The organism is Dyella japonica (assembly GCF_040545895.1).
Taxonomy (GTDB): Bacteria; Pseudomonadota; Gammaproteobacteria; order Xanthomonadales; family Rhodanobacteraceae; genus Dyella; species Dyella japonica_D.
This window is the reverse complement of record NZ_JBEPMU010000004.1, coordinates 233,249-251,739: the sequence shown is the minus strand read 5'-3', so window position 1 is coordinate 251,739 and position 18,491 is coordinate 233,249. Positions and strand designations below refer to the sequence as shown.

The following is an 18,491-nucleotide window of genomic DNA, read 5'->3' as shown; positions in this document are numbered from 1 at the left end:
GACGTCCGTTTGACGATCCATGACCATGACAGTCCCCCCGCCCCACCCGAGGAACGACATGAACGGCTCAAGGTCCGCTGCCAGGTCCCGTCGCGCCAGCGCGCTCATGGTGCTTGCTTCGTTGATCGGCATGGTTTCCATGCACGCGCTGGCCCAGCAGGATCTGGCGCGTTTCCACGATGCGCCCGCCTCCACTGACAAGACGCCCAATCCCTACGCCGGCAAGGCGGATGCGATCAGCGACGGCAAGACGCAGTTCGGAACGTACTGCGCGGCTTGTCACGGCGCGGCAGCACAGGGCAACGGCAACGTACCGCCGCTGGCGAGCGCGAAGGTGAAAAACGCACCACCCGGCGCATTGTTCTGGTTCATTACCCACGGCGACGTGTCCAACGGCATGCCCGCCTGGGATTCGCTGAGCGAAGAGCAGCGCTGGAAGATCGTGACGTACCTGGAGTCGCTGGTACCCGGCAAGGCCAAGGCGCCACTGGCCATTGCCTCGATGACGCCCGGCAACTGGCCCGCGCCGACGCCACCGTTTACCGATTTCCGTTATGAAGCCCCGGGCAACAGCCGCAAGATCACCGTGGCCGACCTGCCCCAGCCCTACGCCACCAAGTCGGCCGGCAACGGGCCGCAACTGGTGGCGCGCCCTGCCGACGTGTGGCCCAAGGCACCGCCAGGCTTCAAGGTGGAACTGTTCGCCACCGGGCTGGACAACCCACGCCTGCTGCGTACCGCGCCCAACGGCGACGTGTTCGTGGCCGAGACCGGCGCGGGCCGCATCACGATGTTCCGCGGCATCGCCGCCGATGGCCGTCCGAAGGAAACACACGTCTACGCCACCGGCCTGAACCAGCCCTTCGGCATCGCGTTCTATCCGGCTGCACACCCGCAATGGATCTACGTGGGCGACACCGACGCTGTCGTGCGCTTTGCATACAAGGACGGCGATGTACAGGCCTCCGACAAGCCCGAGCACATCGCTGATCTGCCGCACAGCGACGGCGGGCACTCCACGCGCGATATCGCCTTCTCGCCGGATGGCTCGCGCATGTACGTTTCCGTCGGATCGAAATCCAACGTGGACGATACGGACACCACGCCGGAAGAAAAGAACCGTGCGGACATCCTCGTGTTCAAGCCCGATGGTTCGGAAATGCGCATTTTCGCCAGTGGCATCCGCAATGCGGTCGGCCTGGCGGTCGATCCCAAGAGCGGCGAACTGTGGTGCTCGGTGAATGAGCGCGATGGCCTGGGCGACAACCTGGTGCCCGACTACATCACCCACGTGCAGGAAGGCGGCTTCTACGGCTGGCCGTGGTGGTACATGGGCAACCATCAGGATCCGCGCCATGCCGGCAAGCATCCGGAGCTTGCCAGCAAGGTCATCGTGCCTGACGTATTGCTCCATCCGCACAACGCATCGCTGCAGCTCACGTTCTATAACGGCGCGCAATTCCCTGAAGCCTATCGCGGCGACATCTTCGCGGCGGAGCATGGCTCATGGAACCGTTCCGCACGCGTCGGTTACGAAGTGATCCGCGTGCCGCGCCATGGCACCGCACGCGCCAGCGGCGAGTACGAAGACTTCCTCACCGGCTTCGTGTTGCCCAGTGGGCAGGCCTGGGGCCGGCCCGTCGGTATCACCACCGCCGCCGACGGCTCGCTACTGGTCAGCGACGATGGTTCGAACGTGATCTGGCGGGTGAGCTACGGCGGCGGCTAAGCGAGCGACAGCTGTCATGGGCGCGCTCGCCACTGAATTCCCGCAAGGCTCGAACTAGTTGGCCTTCGTGGCATGCATGCGTCGCACGCGTACGGTGCTGCCGCCTTCGTAGGTCACCACATAGGTGGAGCCTTCATGCGTCTGCTGCACCACTTGCAGAGGGTCGGCCAGCACGGCGTTCTGCAGGGTGTCCTGGTGATACGCCGCCAATTCGCCGGTGGGAATCAACATCAAAGGCGGGCTGATCTGCTGGAAGCTGGTGAAGTGGCTGCCGCATTTGGTGGTGGTGGCGTCGAACTTGAACCAGCCCTGGCCGCAGCTTTGCCCGGATACTTCCGGCAGGCGCTTCAGCCAGATGAAGTACTTGTTCTCGTGTGTGATCCACACGCGGTTGTGCCGCGTATCGTTGCCTCCGATGTCGTCGGAGTTCCAATAGCGGACCAGCGAGGCCTCGTGGCAATCGGCCGAGGCGCACTCTTGCAGCACCAGGTATTCGTTGTCCTGCAGGTGGATCGGTTCGATGCTGAGGATGTCGTCCGTTACCAGCGCCTGCGCGGGAAACACCACCGACGGCATGCGTGGATCGACCTTGAAGTCGCCGGAAATCAGATAGCCGCCGTGCTCGGAAGAATACGGTGGCGCGGTGACCTTGACGGTGGGCAAGGTCGTTTGCGCCGAAGCGCAAAGGCTTGCCACGACCAGGGCACTGGCAATCGACACACGTTTCATGAGACCTCCTGTCCTTGAAGGAAACGTCTTTCCCACGGGTTAGGGATACAGCATAGACCCAATGGCAACCTGGCACCTGGGCACGCCACGGGCGAATCACGAAGGTCTCGCGCGAGTTCTCATGACCGCTTACTGCCTGGACCCCTGGTTGCCGCCTGCTATAGCCGCTCCATGCGCAGCCACGACGAATCTCCCTGCCAGGCCCGCTGGAAGGCCTCGCGTGCTGCGGTGGCCTCGCGCTGATGACCCAGCGCATCTTCGCTCTGGGCCAATCCATAAAGTGCCCAGCCGTTCTGCGGTGTTTGCCGCAGCGCCGCCTGGAACGCCTGGCTGGCCTCTTCGTAGCGGCCAGCTTTGAACAACGCCGCGCCAAGCGACTGGCTGACCGGGTAGTACCAGTACGCGGGTTCCTGGTAAGGAATCTTGCGCTCAAGAGCGATCGCATCCCGATAGTGATCCGCCGCCTCGCCGAAACGTCCTTGCGCGTGCGCAAACCGGCCTCGGGCGACGGCTTCGGCGAGCAACAGCAGATCGGGCGCGGGCACACCCTGCTCGATCATCGAAGCGAACGCATCGGAGCGGCGCAACGCCGACAACGCGGCCATCTCCTGATCGAATGCGGCGCGATCCTGCCGCTGGGCATGCGCCACCGCGCGTGCATAAAGACGCATGGCCGCCGCATAGGGAAGACGCGGGTCCGCCGATGGCATGGCGAGTATCGCCTCGGGCTGCGCGAACTGCGCCATCGCCAGATAAGGCGCGGCATCGATGGCCTGCACCCAGGCAATGCGCGCGGACGTATCCGGATCGAGCACGGTGCGCAGGCGACGGGCCTCGCGGATGGCGGTATCCATGTCGCCCGCCATCTGCGCCGACGCGACGATGAAATGGATGTTGTGCGGGTAATAGCCATAACGCACGAGGCTGTGATCGTTCGTGCGGCGAATGAGCGCCTCGTCCGACCGGGCCGCCGCGACGTTGACGCGGATGGCATCCGCATAGCGCCCCGTCACCGCATAGATGTGCGCAGGCATGTGGACGAGATGTCCCGCGCTGGGCGCGAGCGGCTGTGCCAGCCGGTCCGCGGCGGCTTCGGCGCGGCCTGGATCGGCACTGTTCTCCATCAGATGGATGTAGAGGTGCGCCGCCTGGAGGTTCTCCGGATCACGCGCAAGCACGCGCTCGACCAGCCTCACGGCCTCGCCGCTGCGACCGATGGGCGTGCGCTTGTCGGCTTCCCAATAGTTCCAGGGGCTGGTGTCCATCGCCGCTTCCGCCGCGAGCACGGCGACGTCGTTGTCCCTGGGAAATTGGCGCGCGACGTCGAGCATCGCGTCGGCATACGCCGCATCCAGTGCGGCGCGATCAGCCTTCGCATCGCGCGAGTAGCGGCGAGCGATGGCATCGATCATCGCCTGCTCGAGCGGCGACGCATGTGTGCGCAGCGCGAGTGCCCGCCCCATGGCGGCAAGGGCGGTGCCCCGGTCACGATCGTCCATCGGCGCATTGATGTTGGGACCCAGCGCAAGCGCTTCACCCCACCAGCACATCGCACAATCCGGATCGAGCCGTTGCGCCTCGCGAAACGAACGTACCGCGCCCGCGTGATTGAACCCATAGGTGAACAGCAGGCCCTGATTGAAATAGCGCCTGGCCTGCTCGCTTCGCGTGGTGATCGCCAGCCGCGATGCGGTGAGATCGTCGAACAAGGGCATGGGCGCTGCCGTGGCACCCGTCGGCCCGGCGATAGCCATGCCGAGTGCCAGATGGTGCGTCAGTGACCATGAGGACGACCGGCCACCACACACCGCAGAAACCAGAAGAGCGGGATCGAGCGCCCATGTCTGGGATGGGAACCATGCGACGAGCGATGAGCCGGTGAGCGCGACACCAGCACCGACGAGTACCGCGTACTTCAACAGGTAGCGCATGGCCAAGGCTCCGCAGCGGAACGTAGCGAGGTGAGGTTACTCCGTCCCAGGAGCGTGTACATAACCAGAAAGAGAGATCTGCACGACGGCCGGCGCGGCTGCTTCACGGTGACGGCACGCACATCGGTGTGCCTTGATGGCGCATCGACGTGCGCTGAACATTTCAACGATATGCAGCCGCCACTTCTTAAGCCACGGTGGCCTCGAAGGTCGGGAAATCGGTGTAGCCGTTCTCGCCGTCACGCGTATAGAACGCCGAACGCTCCGCTTCCGCCAGCGGCCAGCCGTTCCTCAGGCGCTAACCAGATCGCGGTTGGCGATGTATGGACGGCCAAACAAAATCAGATCGACCAATCCGCTGTCCAGCGCAATTTCCGCCATGGGTCCATCGAATCCGCCACACCAGATCAGGCTTTCCGTGAAACGCTCGGGCACCTTGCCAAGCAATGCATGGCTGAGGCGCGGCTGGTCAAAGTGCGCGTCCCGTGCCGGGCGGTTTCAGCTTTAACTCTGCTCCGTATGTGACCGGAGCCGCTTCGCCACCAGGGCAAGGCCAGCACGAAATGCGTTGGCGCCACCGTTGGAAGGGTGGCGGATCTTCTCTGCCTCGATACCCAGCTTTCTGAGCGAATCGGCGGCCACGTTTCCCACGGCAACGACGGTGACATCGGGCAATGCAGAAAGAAGCCGGCGCAGCAACGCCGCCCCGATGGCCTTCTCCGCTTCCTTCGGAGCCCGGTTCGACAAGGGCGACGCGCCTTGCGGATGCCACGGGAATGCACCCCACAGGATGGTGCACTCCGCCAAACCTTGTTCACGCAAAGCACGCCACACGATCGTGGACGACGGCTCCCTCCAGGGCAGCCGCCGCGAGGTGAGCCGTCCATGCAACTTCCCTATGCGCGGCACGCCGTCTTCCAGCAGCAGGGCCTCGGAAGTGAACGGGCATCCCGTGATACGTGTGCCCTGATAGCCCGGCGCCTCGCCGACGAGCAACAACTTGGGCGCAGGCGCCGACAAGTGAAGCTTCAGGCGTTCACGGCGGACCTGCACTGCCGCCGGGTCAATGTCATCTGTGGACACCGCGTTCCAGGGATCGAAAACGTACGGCATGCCGGCAGTGGGAGCCGAGAAGAGTTCGCGGAGGAATGCTTCGATCTTCGGAGTGATGTGCATCGCCGTGCCGTCCTGGATGATCCATGCATCATGGACGATTCCATGAATCGCCAGCATTTTCGGAAAGTCGCGATAAATAGTTGCCTGCGCCGGTGTCGACCTGCCTGCGCTATATGCGACCAGCGACGGCGTCACCTGTCCTCGAGCGCCGGAGGGAAATAGCTTCGTTCAGCCACGGCACCTTTGGGACGATAGAAGCGCAACGTCAGGCTGTAGCCAATGCCCTTTGGCGTGGGAATCCAGTTGCTCTCGGGCGCATCCTTGGGCTTGTCGGCGCCCAGGTACAAGGTGAGCGATCCATCATCGCCATACGCCAGCTTCGAGAAATTGCTGAGCAGGTAGCGCTTCATTGGATTGGGAAGCACGCGCCGATGCACCGAGTCCACCGCGATCACCGACCAGAAGTAGGTGGCGTATAGCAGCGGCACCTGTTCCTTGCTGAATCGCAGTGCATAGGACCGGTCACCATTGAGGTGCCTTCCCTTCGGATCGACGAATGCCTTGTAGTAAATGACTTCTTCATACGTGTTCGCCCAGATGCCGCCCAGGTTGACCAGTGTGCGCAAGAGCCAGTTGTTGCCGTAGACGCCAATCGTCGATGGGAGTGCCCAGCTATTTTTCACCGTGCCGTCGCCAAGCGTGGGCATGGCCTTGGCCAGGTCCGCCATGGCCTTGTGTTGTACGACTGTGCTGATGTGCTTCCGTTGCGCCGGATCCTTGACCGCCTTGGCAAGAGCGCGCGTGTTCGCCTGAAGTTGCTCCATGCCGGGATTGATATCGGCTTCGCTGTCCAGCGCTGCATCGGCCGAGTCGAAGGCTTCCACGCCGGGAAGTTTCTCGATGTCGAAGCGGATCGTCTTTGGCACCACAGGCAGCTGTGGCTGCGCACTCGCTCGGATGACGATCTTCCTCTGCAACGTCACGGCTTGATCAGGGGTGGAACCCAGTTCGACGCGCGCAAGCACGCGCAAGGCCTTGGCGGGCACGTCGACGCGCTGCGTTGTCACCGGCAGCGACGCCTTGGCGCCCTTGAGGCACACCGCGAACTCGCCATCGGGATGCTGAGGAAACACGCGCTCGTTGATATTGGCGACGGTCTCGCCCCAGCCGTTGAGAAACTGCACGGTGTAGTAGCGATCCTTGATGGGTGGAACACTCACGAGGGCGCAACTCTTCTCGTCGATGGCGACCCAGGCCTCGGAATAGGCCACGTCCAGATTGGGATTGGGCCATGCCACGTCGCCCACCTTGCGGTGCACAAGCTGGTTCCACTTGTAGCCTTGGGCAAAATCCGCCTGTTCCTGATTGAGCACCAGGAGTCTGCCAAGCAGGTAGATATAGCTGTCGCTGATCTGCTGATCGCTCAACGATGGCGCGGCAGCCTGACCGTGCGCGGCGCCCATGAGGATGGCCCCCAAGAGGCCAAGGGAGGTCGCCCGAAGGGTCTTGCTGGCCCGGCAATGCATGGCCTATCTCCGACTGATCCGAGATCACAGCTTGCTCTCGCAGGAAAGTTTGTCGACGGGGAAATTACGCGAAGGCACTAAGTAGTTTTACGGATCACCCATCAAGTGCTGTTGGTGTGCGGCCGAATGGCCATGTCGATCATTGGACGAAGCACCGCCACGGGAAGGCGTGTCGTTGATCGTTGGTCCCGACACTTTCCCTATCGCATCGCCCTGCACTCACGGGCCGCGATGACGACGCGCCATGCCTGCATTGCGTCGCAAGTCAAACATGGAAAGGCTTCAATCGATATTCAAATGGCCGTCTGGATGGCCGTGTCAATGTTTTGTCAACGACGCCGAAGAAAGGCAGGCGTCAGCATATTCTTGCGCCATGTAACGAGAACGTAATCACACTACGCGCGGCGTGACTTCCCTATAAAAATGAGACAGCCAGCGCATTGAGACTGAGGCATTCGTTCTGCCTCCTCGTGCAATCCGTAGTCCACAGCGCAGCTATGGCGACTTCACACGTCGCCATGGCACGGGGTTGTTTTTGCGTTTTTTGGCTGTATTGGCCCGTTCGGGCTTGTCATCCAATCATTGGGGAGTTCTTGCGCATGAAAAACGAAAGTAAAGGCGGCTCACGCCTGATCAACGGTAAACGCGTGATGAGCCTTTTGGCATTGACGCTTGGTATCCAGGGCGCCCTTATGGCGCAATCCGCGCTTGGCGCCGACGCGTCATCGTGGGCCGTTACCCGCACCCATGTTCCCTATACCGGCGACGCCGCCTTTCAGGGTTATGCAGCCGATCAGGAGCCGGTGTCGATCACCGTGTCGCTGAAGCTGCGTAACCAGGATGTGCTTCAGGATTTCACGCGAGAACTCTTCCGTCCCGGCAGCCCTTCCTTTCATCAGTTCCTGAGCAGCCAGGACAGCACCGCGCTCTTCGCCCCCACGCAGGAGCAGGCCAAGGCCGTTGCGGATTATCTGGCGCAGCAAGGTTTCACCCACATCGACATTGCGCCGAACCGTTTGCTGGTCACCGCCGATGGCACCGTCGGGGCGGCACGCAACGCCTTCCGTACGTCCATCGGTCACTACACGCGCCGTGGCAAGGATGGCATCGTCAACACCAGTGAAGTGCAGGTGCCGGCGGCGCTGAGCCAGACGGTGGACCAGGTACTCGGTTTCAACACGCTGCATCAGGCCCGTGTCTTCTCGGTGCCTGGTTCGCAGATCAAGCCGGCTTATACGGTGGTGTCGACGACGGGCAACTCGGCAGCTCATGCCTATTACCCGCAGGAGTTCGCGACCGTCTATGACGCCGGCACGACGGCGACGGCCAGCAAGACCACCGTGGCCGTGCTCGGCTGGGGCAGCATGACCAACGCGCAAACCGACTTGACCAAGTTCGAAAGCGGCCAGGGCATTGCCGCCGTGCCGACCTCGATCGTGTCGACCGTCACCACGACCAGCAAGGACGACAGCGGCCAGGGCGAATGGGGCATGGATGCGCAAGCCATCGTCGGTGCGGCCGGCAGCCTTCAGAAGCTGATCTTCTATACGGATGGCGGCACCTATAGCTCGCGCACTGGCTCGAGCGGCGCGAGCAACAGCGGATTGCTGCAGGTGATCAACCGGGCCGTGAGCGACAACACCGCGAAGGTGCTCAACATGTCGTGGGGTCTTCCCGAGTGCGATGGCGCGCCCGGCTTTGCCGACTCGGCGTTCGCACTGGGTGTCACCCAGGGACAGACGTTCTCCGCCGCCACCGGCGACAACGGCTCCTATCCCTGCCCGCTCAATGGCAGCGCTCCGGAAAACGGCGCTTACGGCAGCACCACGCAGCTCTCGGTGAATTATCCGGCGAGCTCGCCATACGTGGTTGCCGTGGGCGGCACCACGCTCAACACCTCATCCACCGACAGCTACGTCTCGGAAGCCTCCTGGCCGTACAGCGGCGGCGGCGTGAGCGCATCGGAAGCCACGCCAAGCTGGCAGCCCAGCGGCTACGCGCATCGCACCGTGCCCGACGTAGCCTTCGACGCGGACTGGACCAACTCGCCGATCATCGTCTACTTCACGGCAAGCTCGACCTCGGGCATCAGCCAGTCCGGCTACTACTTGAATGGCGGCACCAGCCTGGCGTCTCCGCTCTTTGTCGGCGTGTGGGCACGACTTGAATCGGCCAACAACAACGGACTGGGCTTTGCCGCCCCGGCGCTGTATGCGTATGCAAGCCAGTTTCCGTTCCACGACGTAACCACGGGCAACAACGGCTATTACTCCGCCGTCGCGGGACGCGACAACGCCACCGGCTGGGGCAGCATCGACATCCAGGCCGCAAGCAGCTTCATCACCGCCACGCCCGGCTTCAACACCGCAACACACTAAGCACCACTGGAACCGGGATGCCGAAGGCGGACGTCGACCGCCTTCGGCCATCCTTTCTGGAGTGGTGTTCAGAGCGTCCACTCCGCGCTGCTTCCATCGATGCGCACCATGTCTACTCCAGGCCAGGAGCGGATCTGAGCCGCATGCTCGACTTCGCAGTTGAGGCAGCCCTTCCTTGAGCCTCTGTTCTGGGACAGATCTTTTCGGGAAAGGCTTCAGCTCTACTTGTCTTCCGAAATCGTCATGCCACCTATGCTCACGCCAAGATCGATGCCTTGGCCCGCGCCTGACAGCGCAAGCGACACCTCACCCTTGGTGAGCACCTGCGCCGTTCCGGACTTCACGGCGCCTGCGCTGGCATCCGCCTGTGCATAAGTGCCCAGCACGTCGCTTATCTTGTGGAGATCGCTGAAGTTGCCGATGCCATTGTCGATGCGCGACTTGCCGGCCGTCAGTCCGCCGCCATGGCTCTCGATCTTGACCTTCATGGTCTGACCGTCCTTGCAGGTAACCACACCGGTACCGCTCGTATGCTTGTAGATCACCGACCAGCCGGACAGGCTGAATCGCATGGTGCATTCCAGGTTGGCGGCACTGACGATCTGGGAGAGGGTTAGGGCACACAGCACCATGGACGTCTGAACAATGCGTCGACCTTTCATAGGATGACTCCATGACCGAGGGTGAAAGTTCCGACCATCAATCGCACGTTGGATGATCACATCCGGGGCCTGATGACGATGACCGCGATGAAGATCATCGGTCTTCCAGGCGCCCATGCGACCGCAGCGACTCATCGTCCCGCAAAGGCGTGCGCCAGCAAACCGTAGTTTTACGGAGAGTGCGGCTTTCCAGTCAGGCCATGCTGCACTGGGTCGCGAGATTCGCGTGGGGCCGAAAGCCGACCTTGAGTCACCTCTTCCTGACGGCCTTGGGTGCAGGCGACGAAGCCAGCCTCTTCAAACCGTTCGCGACGATGTCGGCAAAGACCTTGGGTTCACCATAAGCTCGTGCCGTCAGCATGGCGCCGTAGACCATGGCCATGAACGATTCCGCCTCCTGCCGGGCCGAACCCTGCAGCTCAAAGCGGCCCATCTGCGCGCCGCGCGTAAGAACGAATTCAAGCCAGTTGGACAAATCCTCGAAATGCGACCGCACCGCCTTGGCCAGATCGTCCGGCAAGGTCGGCAGCTCGCTGGCGAGCATGCCGGCAACACAAAAGGGCGCCGTGGCATCCGCGATGCACTTCTCCCAATAGCCGGTGTACATCCGCAGCTGCGCCTCGGGGTCAAAGTTGCCCTCGGCCAAGGCGGCTGTCTGCTCAACGATCAGCGCTCGCGATTGCTCGACCACCGCGCGTGCCAGATCGGACTTGGCCGGAAAGTGGTGATGGATGCTCGCCTTGCGTACCTGCACCTCGTCAGCGACATCGGCGTAGCTGAATCCGTTGTAGCCGCGCATCTGGATCAGCCGCCGGGCCGAATCGATGAGTTTCTGTTGCGTCGTCATGGCGCCATCCTATCACTAGGTAGGCAAGTTACTGATTTGCGGACCTATCTCATATTTATCGGCGCCAGGAGTAACCGGAACGGGCGAGGCGACGAAGTACCTACCTACTAGTCGGTTATTTCATCGCCACATGGACCCGCTCATGAACTCACTTCGCAACTTCTATTTCCTTCGTGCAGGCGTCGCTTTCTCCTGGGCTGCCCTTGCCGTGCTCCTGGGATCTGCGCCCGCGGCCGTCGTGGGTACGCTGCTGGTGCTCTATCCCGCATGGGACGCGGCCGCCAACGTGATCGATGCACGACGAAGCGGAGGGCTGCAGGCGAACCCGGGGCAAAAGTTCAACGCGCTCACCAGCATCATCACGGCGATATGCATGGCCACAGCCTTTGCGTTACGCGGCAACGCTGGAGCCGTGCTGGTGTTTGGAGTATGGGCGCTCCTTGCGGGGCTGTTCCAACTTGCCGTGGGCGTTGGTCGCCGAAAGCTGGGCGGCCAAGCTTTCATGATCATCAGCGGCGCGCAGTCGGCGCTGGCCGGGATCATCTTCGTCAAGCAATCCTTTGGTATCGCACCAGGCATTGCGCAACTTGCACCTTACGCAGCGTTCGGCTGCCTGTATTTCCTGCTGTCTGCGCTATGGCTGACTTTCAGGAAAAGCCGCGTTCCTTCGCTGAGCGATCGCCAGACTTCTTGAACAGCTTGTTTCCGCAGGCGCGGCGCCATTGACGGCGGAGGCTGTCCGCTGCGGGTCGACAGCAGGCATGGCCAAACGGATGCGGAGTCAATCCGCGCACGCCTGACCATGCCTTGCTTCGAAATCTCTGGCGCTTATAGCCTCAAGCCCCCCGGGAACTGCTCGAACGTCTTGCCACTCACGCGACGGCAGCGCACAGCGTGAAGGATGTGTGTTGGCGCTGGCCGAACGGTAGAGAAAGCGGGGGCCTATCGCTTACCCAATGGCCTACGGCCAACTGGCGAACTTCCTTGGGCACTCGCCATGTCGTAGTTTCGATACGAAAGAAATTGCGATTCGAATGCGCCGGTGCGTGGCACAGGACCCCGCGATGCCGAACGCCTGAGTATCATCTGGAGCGGACATGACGACACAAGCGTCGGGCTTGGGCCTTTATCGACTTCGCCAAAGCCTGCTGCGCGCAGCCAGTGACGCGGCGCAGCTTCCCGGGATACGGTCGATAGCGTCGCCGCTCTACCGACGCTATTTCAAACAGCCCTGCCGCCGCGGAAATCTGTACTACGGCATCTTCGAGAGCTATGACGAGGCGCAGCGGCAGGCCGAGCAATTGGCGTCACAACATCTTCCCGCCACGTACGACGTCGAGGGTGCCGCGCACAAATATCTCGATCAACTGGACAGGCTTCGTGCCTGCGACTACCCCGCCTTGTTCTGGCTACGCCAGATGCTGGAAGGCGACTGCCGCAAGGTATTCGACCTGGGCGGCCATCTCGGCCTGGCGTTCTATGGCTATGGCCAATATCTTTCCTATCCGCGCGATCTGAGCTGGTACGTGCACGATCTGCCGCAGGTCATGGCCGCCGGTCGCACCCTGGCCAGCGAACGCGACGGCACGGGTGCGCTGCAATTTGCCCAGTCGCCGCTGGATGCCGACGGCGCCGATCTGCTGATCAGCACCGGCGCGCTGCAGTACCTGAATTATCGGCTGCCATCGCTGATCCAACGCCTTCGCAAGCCGCCGCGGCACGTCATTTTCAACCTCACCCCGCTGCACGAGTCGAAGTCTTTTTTTACGCTGCAGAATCTGGGCATCGCGATTTGTCCGTATCGCATCGAACACGCCTCGGCGCTGCTTCAAGACATGCGCAATCTTGGCTACAAAGTGAGGGATCACTGGACGCTGGGCGACCGGCGAATACGCATTCCGTTCGCGCCAACACATGGCGTCGACCACTACCACGGCTGCTATCTGGAGCTGGCATCGGCCTAGCATTCGGCTGTTCAACCGCCTCGCGCGGACAAGAACCGGCAGATGCTCAACAAGCCCGTCGACATCAGCGACACCTGCGCGCGATCGGGAAGATTTCCGCAAACGTCATCGGCGGTCGTTGCTGTGTTTTGAATACCGCCGCGTCCGCGCTGAGCTTGATCAATATCTTGGTGTTCGCACCCTTGAGCGCAAATGGTGTTTGAAAAAACGGGGCAGCGTTTCCTTCCGTTTGGACATTCGTGACCAGTTTGGGTCGAAAGCGGCCGCGTAAGCAGCGCTGTTCGCCCACCAAAAAGCCCATTCTTCCAAAACGCGGAAGATTGACTGCCCAATAGCGTGGATTCTCTTGTTTGCCCCGTGTTCTTAGATTGGATTGGTCGGCGACACGAGCCTTATTGGCGCGCGCCGGACCCTCCATCATCCAGAGAAATACAGATCATGAGCAATCACCGGAAGGCCGCCATTGATATTGGCGGATCCCAGAGAACCCGGCCAATAGCAGCGGGCGAAACGCCGAGTCCCGTGCTCGAAACAGGCTTCACATCATGCCAATGATCGACGCCTTCATCCCGGAACATGCCCTCACTCCTGAAGCGGAAGGGCGCCTTCTCAAGGAGCTCACCGACATCCTGATCAGAGCCGAAGGCTATGATCCAGCCAACCCGATTGCCCAGCGGATTTCCGTGCTCCATCTGCATCGCCCCGCCGCGGTCTACGTGGGCGGCGAGCCTTCAAAGTTGCCACGGTATCGCATCATTCCCTCGGCACCCGAAGGTCAGTACACCGACCAGTCGCGTGCGGACCTCGTGAAGGAGATCACCGAGGCGGTCGCTCGTGCCGAGAACACACCATTCGACGACATCGCGCCACGCGTGTGGGTCTTTCCGACGGAAATTCCCGATGGGCAATGGGGTGCAAAGGGCATTGTCCTCCGGCTGCCCGATATTCACGCCATCATCGCCGGCGAGGAAAAGCGCAGCGAAGGCGTGGAACGGCTTGCGGCAAGACGCAAGGAGAAGGCACTAGCCACACTGGAGGCCGGCACAAGCGGCGCACGTACGCCCTCGCAGGCATGACAGATCGAGGACCTCACTCAGGCCCGCACTCATGGAACAGGCGCCCATTTGATGGCGTGTGAATCGCACGCGGCTACCGGGCCCATTGATGGTCTGTAAAAGCCAAACTGCCATGCAAACGGAATGGGCCGGGTGGCTGATCGCCCGGCAAAGCCAGGGTCAGAGTGCGCTTCGCGATGGATCGATGAATATTCGCTTCGGACCGAAAGCAATCGCTTGCTGCACTTCGGCATCAGGCCATCCTGCCTGATCCCAAAGAGTCGATTCGACCGGCGCCGCGACCGGCCGAAGGGCCAGCGGACGATCAGCGGACGCTTGCTCGCTACGCTCACGGCTCCTCATAGAACCTGGAGCCGATCATGACGATCTTCGATCCCAGCGAGACATTGTTCGCCGATGACGATGCGTCGACGCTCATGGTGATCTTCAATCACTCCCGGCCGCGCGCACACACACCGGTGTTCGTCTGCCTACCGGCGATGGGAGTCGCCGCAAGCTTCTATACACCGTTCGCGGAAGCGCTTGCGCAAGCCGTCGCAGGCGCCACCGTGCTGGCCGATCTGCGCGGACAGGGCGAAAGCGCGATGAGGGCGCGGCGCGGTGCGCGATTTGGCTATCGGGAAATCGTCGAGCAGGACATTCCGTCGTTGATTGCTTCCATCGTCACGCAGTTTCCCGGTCGGCCCATTTATCTCGTCGGCCACAGCCTGGGCGGTCAACTCGGCACTCTCGCGGCCATGCACTCGGCACCTGGCCTGGCGGGTTTGATCCTGGTGGCAAGCGGCACCGCGCACTATCGCGTATGGCCAAACGCGTTGCGTTGGCGCGCGAGCATCGCGGTTCAGGTCATCCGCCTCGTCGCCGCGTTGCTGCCCTGGTACCCGGGCCGACTGCTGGGTTTCGGCGGCGATCAGCCGCGTCGATTGATGGCCGATTGGAGTTACAACGCGCGCACCGGCCGGTACCGCGTTTCAGGCAGTAGAATCGACTACGAGGAGGCGCTGAATGACATCGCATTACCTGTGCTGTCGCTCGAAATACGTGCCGACCCCGTGGCGCCGACGGGCGCGGCGACCGAGCTGCTCGCCAAGCTCGCATCCTGCGCGATCGAGCGTCGACAGATCGACGGCGTTACGAAGGATGCGGCGTGGCGGCGCCACTTTTCCTGGGCGCGGCGGCCCGACGAGGTGGTCGCTGAAATCACTACGTGGGTGCGCGCGCAATCGCGCGGAGCCAACGTCGAATGTCTCGAGCAGGCCGTGGTATGAGCTCTGACGTGAAGGCACATCTCGCGCTTCGCGTGCTCGGACCGGTGCGGCTTGAGCGCGAATCCGGGGCGTTCGAACCGGGCGCACGGCGCGAGCAGGCACTCCTCGCCCTGCTCGCCGCCGAGGCGCGTCCGATGAGTCGCGCCCGCCTCGCCGCCATGCTTTGGCCCGATGCCGACGAGGTTGATGCGCGCGGGCGCATGCGCCGGTTATTGCACGAGCTGTCGGGCCACGTGGGGCACAGCGCGCTTGTCGTTGATCGTCAAACCGTCGCGCTCGCGAACGATGTGTGTGCCGCTACCGATCTGGCTTCGCTGCGCCACTCACTGGCGCGAGGGCTATATCGCACGAGCAGAGACGCGGGTGAAGATAGCCTCGCCGCTCTTGAGCATGCGGCGCGACTGGCTGCTGCCGAGTTCGCGGAGGGCTTGGTGCTTGACGAATGTGACGAGCTGTCGGCCTGGCTGCAACGACAGCGCGAATCACTGCGGCAGGCGCGCGAGCAGGCGCTGGCGCAGCTCATCACACGGCTCGAAGGCGCACAGCAGCACGAGCGTGCGCTCCACCATGCGCAAGACCTGGTAGCGATCGACGCGCTGAACGAAGCGGCGCAGCGCCGACTCATCCGGCTGTATGCCGTCGTCGGACAACCCCGCGCAGCGTTGCAGCAGTTCCAGCGATGCCGGCAGATCCTGCACGACGAGCTCGGCGTCGAACCGGAAGGTGAAACGCTCCTGCTCGCCGATGAGATAGGCGCACGTGATGCCGCCGCCATGACGCTTGCCGACAACCCGCCCTCGCCGGCAGCAATGCAGTTCACGCGCAGCGGTGATGTTCATCTCGCTTATCAAGTGATCGGTGCCGGCCCTCTCGATGTGCTCTTCATCAGCGGCTTCGTCTCGAATCTGGAGCAAACCTGGGAGCCCGGCGGGCCTGCGCCCTTCTTCCGCGAACTTGCAAGCGGCTACCGGCTCATCCTCTACGACCGACGCGGCGTGGGGCTCTCCGATCGCACCGTCGATCCCGCCGATACCTCGGTGAGCAGCGCGGATGCGCTGGCCGTGTTGGACGCCGCAGGCAGCCGACGCGCGCTTGTGTTCGCAGCGTCCGAGGGCGGATCGATCGCGATTCGACTCGCGGTGGAGCATCCGGAGCGCGTGGCGGGACTGGCCCTCTGGGCCACGCTGGCGCGAGGTACCGCCACGCACGATTATCCGTGGGCACTGACCGCCGAACGCTATGAGCGCTGGCTCGATGCACTCGTCGCACAATGGGGGCGACCAGCGGCCATCGATACCTTCGCGCCGGAGCAGGCAAGCGATCCGCTGCTGCAGCGTTGGTGGGCGCGCATGCTGCGCCTCGGCTCCAGCCCGTATTGCATGCGCGCCGTTCTGCGCACGCTTGCGCTGAGCGATGTACGCGCCTTGCTGCCAGAGGTGCGTGTGCCGACACTTGTCCTGCATCGAACCGGTGACCGCGCCGTGCGTGTCGACGCTGGCCGCCACGTCGCCACTTCTATTCCAGGCGCCCAGTGGCTCGAACTTGCTGGTACCGCGCATTGGTGGTGGCTGGGCGAGACGGCACCGATCATCGACGCGGTCAAGGGCTTCGCAGAGCGTCTGGTTGATACCGTCGAGCGCTAGCGGGCCCGTCTTCACCATGGCGATGCGTCAACTTGCAAGGTGCATCATTCAATCGCCCCGACAGTCTCGGCTGGCTGACTCGGAGCGGAAACGCGCACTGACACCAGATCGAGCTGTTGTGGGTATTCGCCAGGTCCTGATCAAGAAAGGTGGCAGGAACGGCGAGCCTGCGGCTTTCTCAGGTCTCGCGAGCAAGTGCCATCAAGTGCACCTGATTGCGGCCTCACGCGACTCCTGGAACTCCCCGAATTTCTTCCCGCCCATGGTCTGGCCGCGGTGGCGCCTCTGGCCATTCGAGGCAAACGCAGCTGCAAGGGCATGATCCAGCTCGGCGGGTAACCGCTCGATGAGGCGCGACATGGTGAAACGAGCCTTCACTTCGAGATGCTTCCGTTGGTCGCATTCTTTCGTCGACGGGTCGAAGAAGGGCCCCGTGTCGATCCACCGCACGCTCATTCGTCGCATGCATGAAGGCGGCCATGCCGGTCGCCCTTTCCGCTGAGGAAACTGCCATGTCCTACATCGATGGTTTCGTGATCGCCGTACCCAACGCCAACCGCGACCAGTTCATCGAGCACGCCCGTACCTTCGATGCCTATTTCATGGAACACGGCGCCACTCGGATAGTGGAGTGCTGGGCCGACGACGTACCCGACGGCAAGGTCACCGATTTCCGTCGCGCCGTGCAGGCCACGCAAGACGAGGCCGTGGTGTTCTCCTGGGTGGAGTGGCCTGACAAGGCCGCCCGCGATGCCGGCATGGCAAAAATCATGGAGGACCCACGCATGCCTGGCCCCGGTGAGATGCCCTTCGACGGCAAGCGCATGATCTTCGGTGGCTTCGTGCCGGTGGTCAGCCTTCCTGACTAGGGAGGCACTAATTTTTTTAGTCAGGACGCCAAACCAAAGGCGGCAGTTTCGTGTATGCGAAACCCCAACCTATGGATGAGTGATCGTCTCGGATTCCAGCTTCTGGAGGAGCGCTTCCAACTGCGCCATGCGCATGGCGATGAACCGCATGCGTTGTTCAACGGTCGCGCCTGCATTCAGGGGTGCGGCGCCTTCCATGGCGGGCCCAATGGTGCCCAGTGAACCTTCAATGCGATGGAGCAGAAATCGTTGCCCTGCCTCGTCACTGCTTTCAACGGCCAGCCGGAGTGCGGCAACATCCTTGCGGCAAAACACGAGCAACTCGCCAAGGATGGCCCTGAGTTGCGCCGGGTCTTTGTAGAAGTTCATGAGATGAGCTGCCTGTGCTTCCAGTTCATCGGGCGCGGCAGACTGAGTTTTTCCGTCGGACGGCTTGGCATAGGGCGCTATTTTTGCGTCCAGGTCCTTGAGGGTAGCGGGCTTGGCGAGAAAGCCATCCATGCCGGCATCGAGGCAAGTCTGGACCTGCTCGGGAAGCGCGCTCGCAGACAAAGCAATGATCGGCAGGTGCCGCCCCACCGTTTCCGATTGGCGAATACGACGGGCCAGCTCAAAGCCATCCATATTTGGCATATGGCAGTCGGCGAGCAATAAATCGAAATGCCCATCCCTCAGCGCATCCAACGCCTCTTCTCCGTCGGCAGTCATGCGGACATGCGAATAACCCAGGGCGTCGAGCTGCTTGCGGATCAA

General features: G+C 62.5%; 16 protein-coding genes. 8 read left to right on the top strand and 8 right to left on the bottom strand.

Annotated elements, in window-relative coordinates:
• Window positions 1–58: 58 nt before the first annotated feature.
• Window positions 59–1,729, top strand: a complete 1,671-nt coding sequence (locus tag ABIC75_RS14385; RefSeq protein WP_354014565.1) for a PQQ-dependent sugar dehydrogenase — start codon at window positions 59–61, stop codon at window positions 1,727–1,729.
• Between the two features lie 54 nt (window positions 1,730–1,783).
• On the opposite strand, the gene ABIC75_RS14380 is transcribed toward ABIC75_RS14385, so the two are convergent.
• The 4 genes from ABIC75_RS14380 to ABIC75_RS14365 all read right to left on the bottom strand — a co-directional run bounded on the left by ABIC75_RS14380 (window position 1,784) and on the right by ABIC75_RS14365 (window position 6,968).
• Window positions 1,784–2,458: a hypothetical protein gene (locus ABIC75_RS14380; protein WP_354014564.1), complete on the bottom strand. Its 675-nt coding sequence runs from the start codon at window positions 2,456–2,458 to the stop codon at window positions 1,784–1,786.
• Window positions 2,459–2,616: 158 nt separating this feature from the next.
• Window positions 2,617–4,389 carry a tetratricopeptide repeat protein gene (locus tag ABIC75_RS14375; RefSeq protein WP_354014563.1) on the bottom strand — a complete coding sequence of 591 codons (1,773 nt, stop codon included), beginning with the start codon at window positions 4,387–4,389 and terminating at the stop codon, window positions 2,617–2,619.
• A 504-nt stretch (window positions 4,390–4,893) separates the two neighbouring features.
• Window positions 4,894–5,700, bottom strand: a complete 807-nt coding sequence (locus ABIC75_RS14370) for a uracil-DNA glycosylase (protein ID WP_354014562.1) — start codon at window positions 5,698–5,700, stop codon at window positions 4,894–4,896.
• Entirely contained in the window at window positions 5,697–6,968 is a 1,272-nt protein-coding gene (locus ABIC75_RS14365; protein WP_354014561.1) for a DUF1214 domain-containing protein, read from the bottom strand. Before ABIC75_RS14365 ends, ABIC75_RS14370 begins: the two co-directional genes overlap by 4 nt.
• 662 nt (window positions 6,969–7,630) lie before the next feature.
• Here ABIC75_RS14365 and ABIC75_RS14360 point away from each other — a divergent pair.
• Window positions 7,631–9,409 (top strand): S53 family peptidase, encoded by a 1,779-nt coding sequence (locus tag ABIC75_RS14360; protein WP_354014560.1) that lies wholly within the window; start codon window positions 7,631–7,633, stop codon window positions 9,407–9,409.
• A gap of 221 nt (window positions 9,410–9,630) precedes the next feature.
• On the opposite strand, the gene ABIC75_RS14355 is transcribed toward ABIC75_RS14360, so the two are convergent.
• Both ABIC75_RS14355 and ABIC75_RS14350 read right to left on the bottom strand, forming a co-directional pair.
• On the bottom strand, window positions 9,631–9,981 hold the full coding sequence (locus ABIC75_RS14355; protein WP_354014559.1) for a hypothetical protein: 351 nt from the start codon (window positions 9,979–9,981) through the stop codon (window positions 9,631–9,633).
• A gap of 340 nt (window positions 9,982–10,321) precedes the next feature.
• The gene (locus tag ABIC75_RS14350) at window positions 10,322–10,918 is read right to left on the bottom strand and encodes a TetR/AcrR family transcriptional regulator (RefSeq protein ID WP_354014558.1); all 597 of its coding nucleotides are present in this window, start codon (window positions 10,916–10,918) and stop codon (window positions 10,322–10,324) included.
• A gap of 130 nt (window positions 10,919–11,048) precedes the next feature.
• Between ABIC75_RS14350 and ABIC75_RS14345 the strand changes: the two genes are divergently transcribed.
• On the top strand, window positions 11,049–11,612 hold the full coding sequence (locus ABIC75_RS14345) for a hypothetical protein (protein ID WP_354014557.1): 564 nt from the start codon (window positions 11,049–11,051) through the stop codon (window positions 11,610–11,612).
• A gap of 403 nt (window positions 11,613–12,015) precedes the next feature.
• Window positions 12,016–12,882 (top strand): methyltransferase, TIGR04325 family, encoded by an 867-nt coding sequence (locus ABIC75_RS14340; RefSeq protein WP_354014556.1) that lies wholly within the window; start codon window positions 12,016–12,018, stop codon window positions 12,880–12,882.
• Between the two features lie 64 nt (window positions 12,883–12,946).
• On the opposite strand, the gene ABIC75_RS14335 is transcribed toward ABIC75_RS14340, so the two are convergent.
• A complete protein-coding gene (locus ABIC75_RS14335; protein WP_354014555.1) occupies window positions 12,947–13,303 on the bottom strand; it encodes a hypothetical protein in 357 nt (118 codons plus the stop codon).
• Window positions 13,304–13,427: 124 nt separating this feature from the next.
• Here ABIC75_RS14335 and ABIC75_RS14330 point away from each other — a divergent pair, with 124 nt between their 5' ends.
• From ABIC75_RS14330 to ABIC75_RS14315, 4 genes are all read left to right on the top strand, one after another.
• Window positions 13,428–13,958 carry a tautomerase family protein gene (locus ABIC75_RS14330; RefSeq protein ID WP_354014554.1) on the top strand — a complete coding sequence of 177 codons (531 nt, stop codon included), beginning with the start codon at window positions 13,428–13,430 and terminating at the stop codon, window positions 13,956–13,958.
• 359 nt (window positions 13,959–14,317) lie between these two features.
• A complete protein-coding gene (locus tag ABIC75_RS14325; RefSeq protein WP_354014553.1) occupies window positions 14,318–15,226 on the top strand; it encodes an alpha/beta hydrolase family protein in 909 nt (302 codons plus the stop codon).
• A gap of 32 nt (window positions 15,227–15,258) precedes the next feature.
• A complete protein-coding gene (locus ABIC75_RS14320) occupies window positions 15,259–16,869 on the top strand; it encodes an alpha/beta fold hydrolase (RefSeq protein ID WP_354014552.1) in 1,611 nt (536 codons plus the stop codon).
• A gap of 512 nt (window positions 16,870–17,381) precedes the next feature.
• A complete protein-coding gene (locus ABIC75_RS14315) occupies window positions 17,382–17,738 on the top strand; it encodes a DUF1428 domain-containing protein (RefSeq protein ID WP_354014551.1) in 357 nt (118 codons plus the stop codon).
• Between the two features lie 69 nt (window positions 17,739–17,807).
• Here the strand turns inward: ABIC75_RS14315 and ABIC75_RS14310 are convergent, their stop codons facing one another.
• Window positions 17,808–18,491: a response regulator gene (locus tag ABIC75_RS14310; RefSeq protein ID WP_354014550.1), complete on the bottom strand. Its 684-nt coding sequence runs from the start codon at window positions 18,489–18,491 to the stop codon at window positions 17,808–17,810.

Bases quoted from the DNA above. Each gene is read 5' to 3' on its own strand.
- ABIC75_RS14385 (WP_354014565.1), top strand. From the start codon at position 59: ATGAACGGCTCAAGGTCCGCTGCCAGGTCCCGTCGCGCCAGCGCGCTC.
- ABIC75_RS14380 (WP_354014564.1), bottom strand. From the start codon at position 2,458: ATGAAACGTGTGTCGATTGCCAGTGCCCTGGTCGTGGCAAGCCTTTGC.
- ABIC75_RS14375 (WP_354014563.1), bottom strand. From the start codon at position 4,389: ATGCGCTACCTGTTGAAGTACGCGGTACTCGTCGGTGCTGGTGTCGCG.
- ABIC75_RS14365 (WP_354014561.1), bottom strand. From the start codon at position 6,968: ATGGGCGCCGCGCACGGTCAGGCTGCCGCGCCATCGTTGAGCGATCAG.
- ABIC75_RS14360 (WP_354014560.1), top strand. From the start codon at position 7,631: ATGAAAAACGAAAGTAAAGGCGGCTCACGCCTGATCAACGGTAAACGC.
- ABIC75_RS14355 (WP_354014559.1), bottom strand. From the start codon at position 9,981: ATGCGATTCAGCCTGTCCGGCTGGTCGGTGATCTACAAGCATACGAGC.
- ABIC75_RS14350 (WP_354014558.1), bottom strand. From the start codon at position 10,918: ATGACGACGCAACAGAAACTCATCGATTCGGCCCGGCGGCTGATCCAG.
- ABIC75_RS14345 (WP_354014557.1), top strand. From the start codon at position 11,049: ATGGACCCGCTCATGAACTCACTTCGCAACTTCTATTTCCTTCGTGCA.
- ABIC75_RS14340 (WP_354014556.1), top strand. From the start codon at position 12,016: ATGACGACACAAGCGTCGGGCTTGGGCCTTTATCGACTTCGCCAAAGC.
- ABIC75_RS14335 (WP_354014555.1), bottom strand. From the start codon at position 13,303: ATGATGGAGGGTCCGGCGCGCGCCAATAAGGCTCGTGTCGCCGACCAA.
- ABIC75_RS14330 (WP_354014554.1), top strand. From the start codon at position 13,428: ATGCCAATGATCGACGCCTTCATCCCGGAACATGCCCTCACTCCTGAA.
- ABIC75_RS14325 (WP_354014553.1), top strand. From the start codon at position 14,318: ATGACGATCTTCGATCCCAGCGAGACATTGTTCGCCGATGACGATGCG.
- ABIC75_RS14315 (WP_354014551.1), top strand. From the start codon at position 17,382: ATGTCCTACATCGATGGTTTCGTGATCGCCGTACCCAACGCCAACCGC.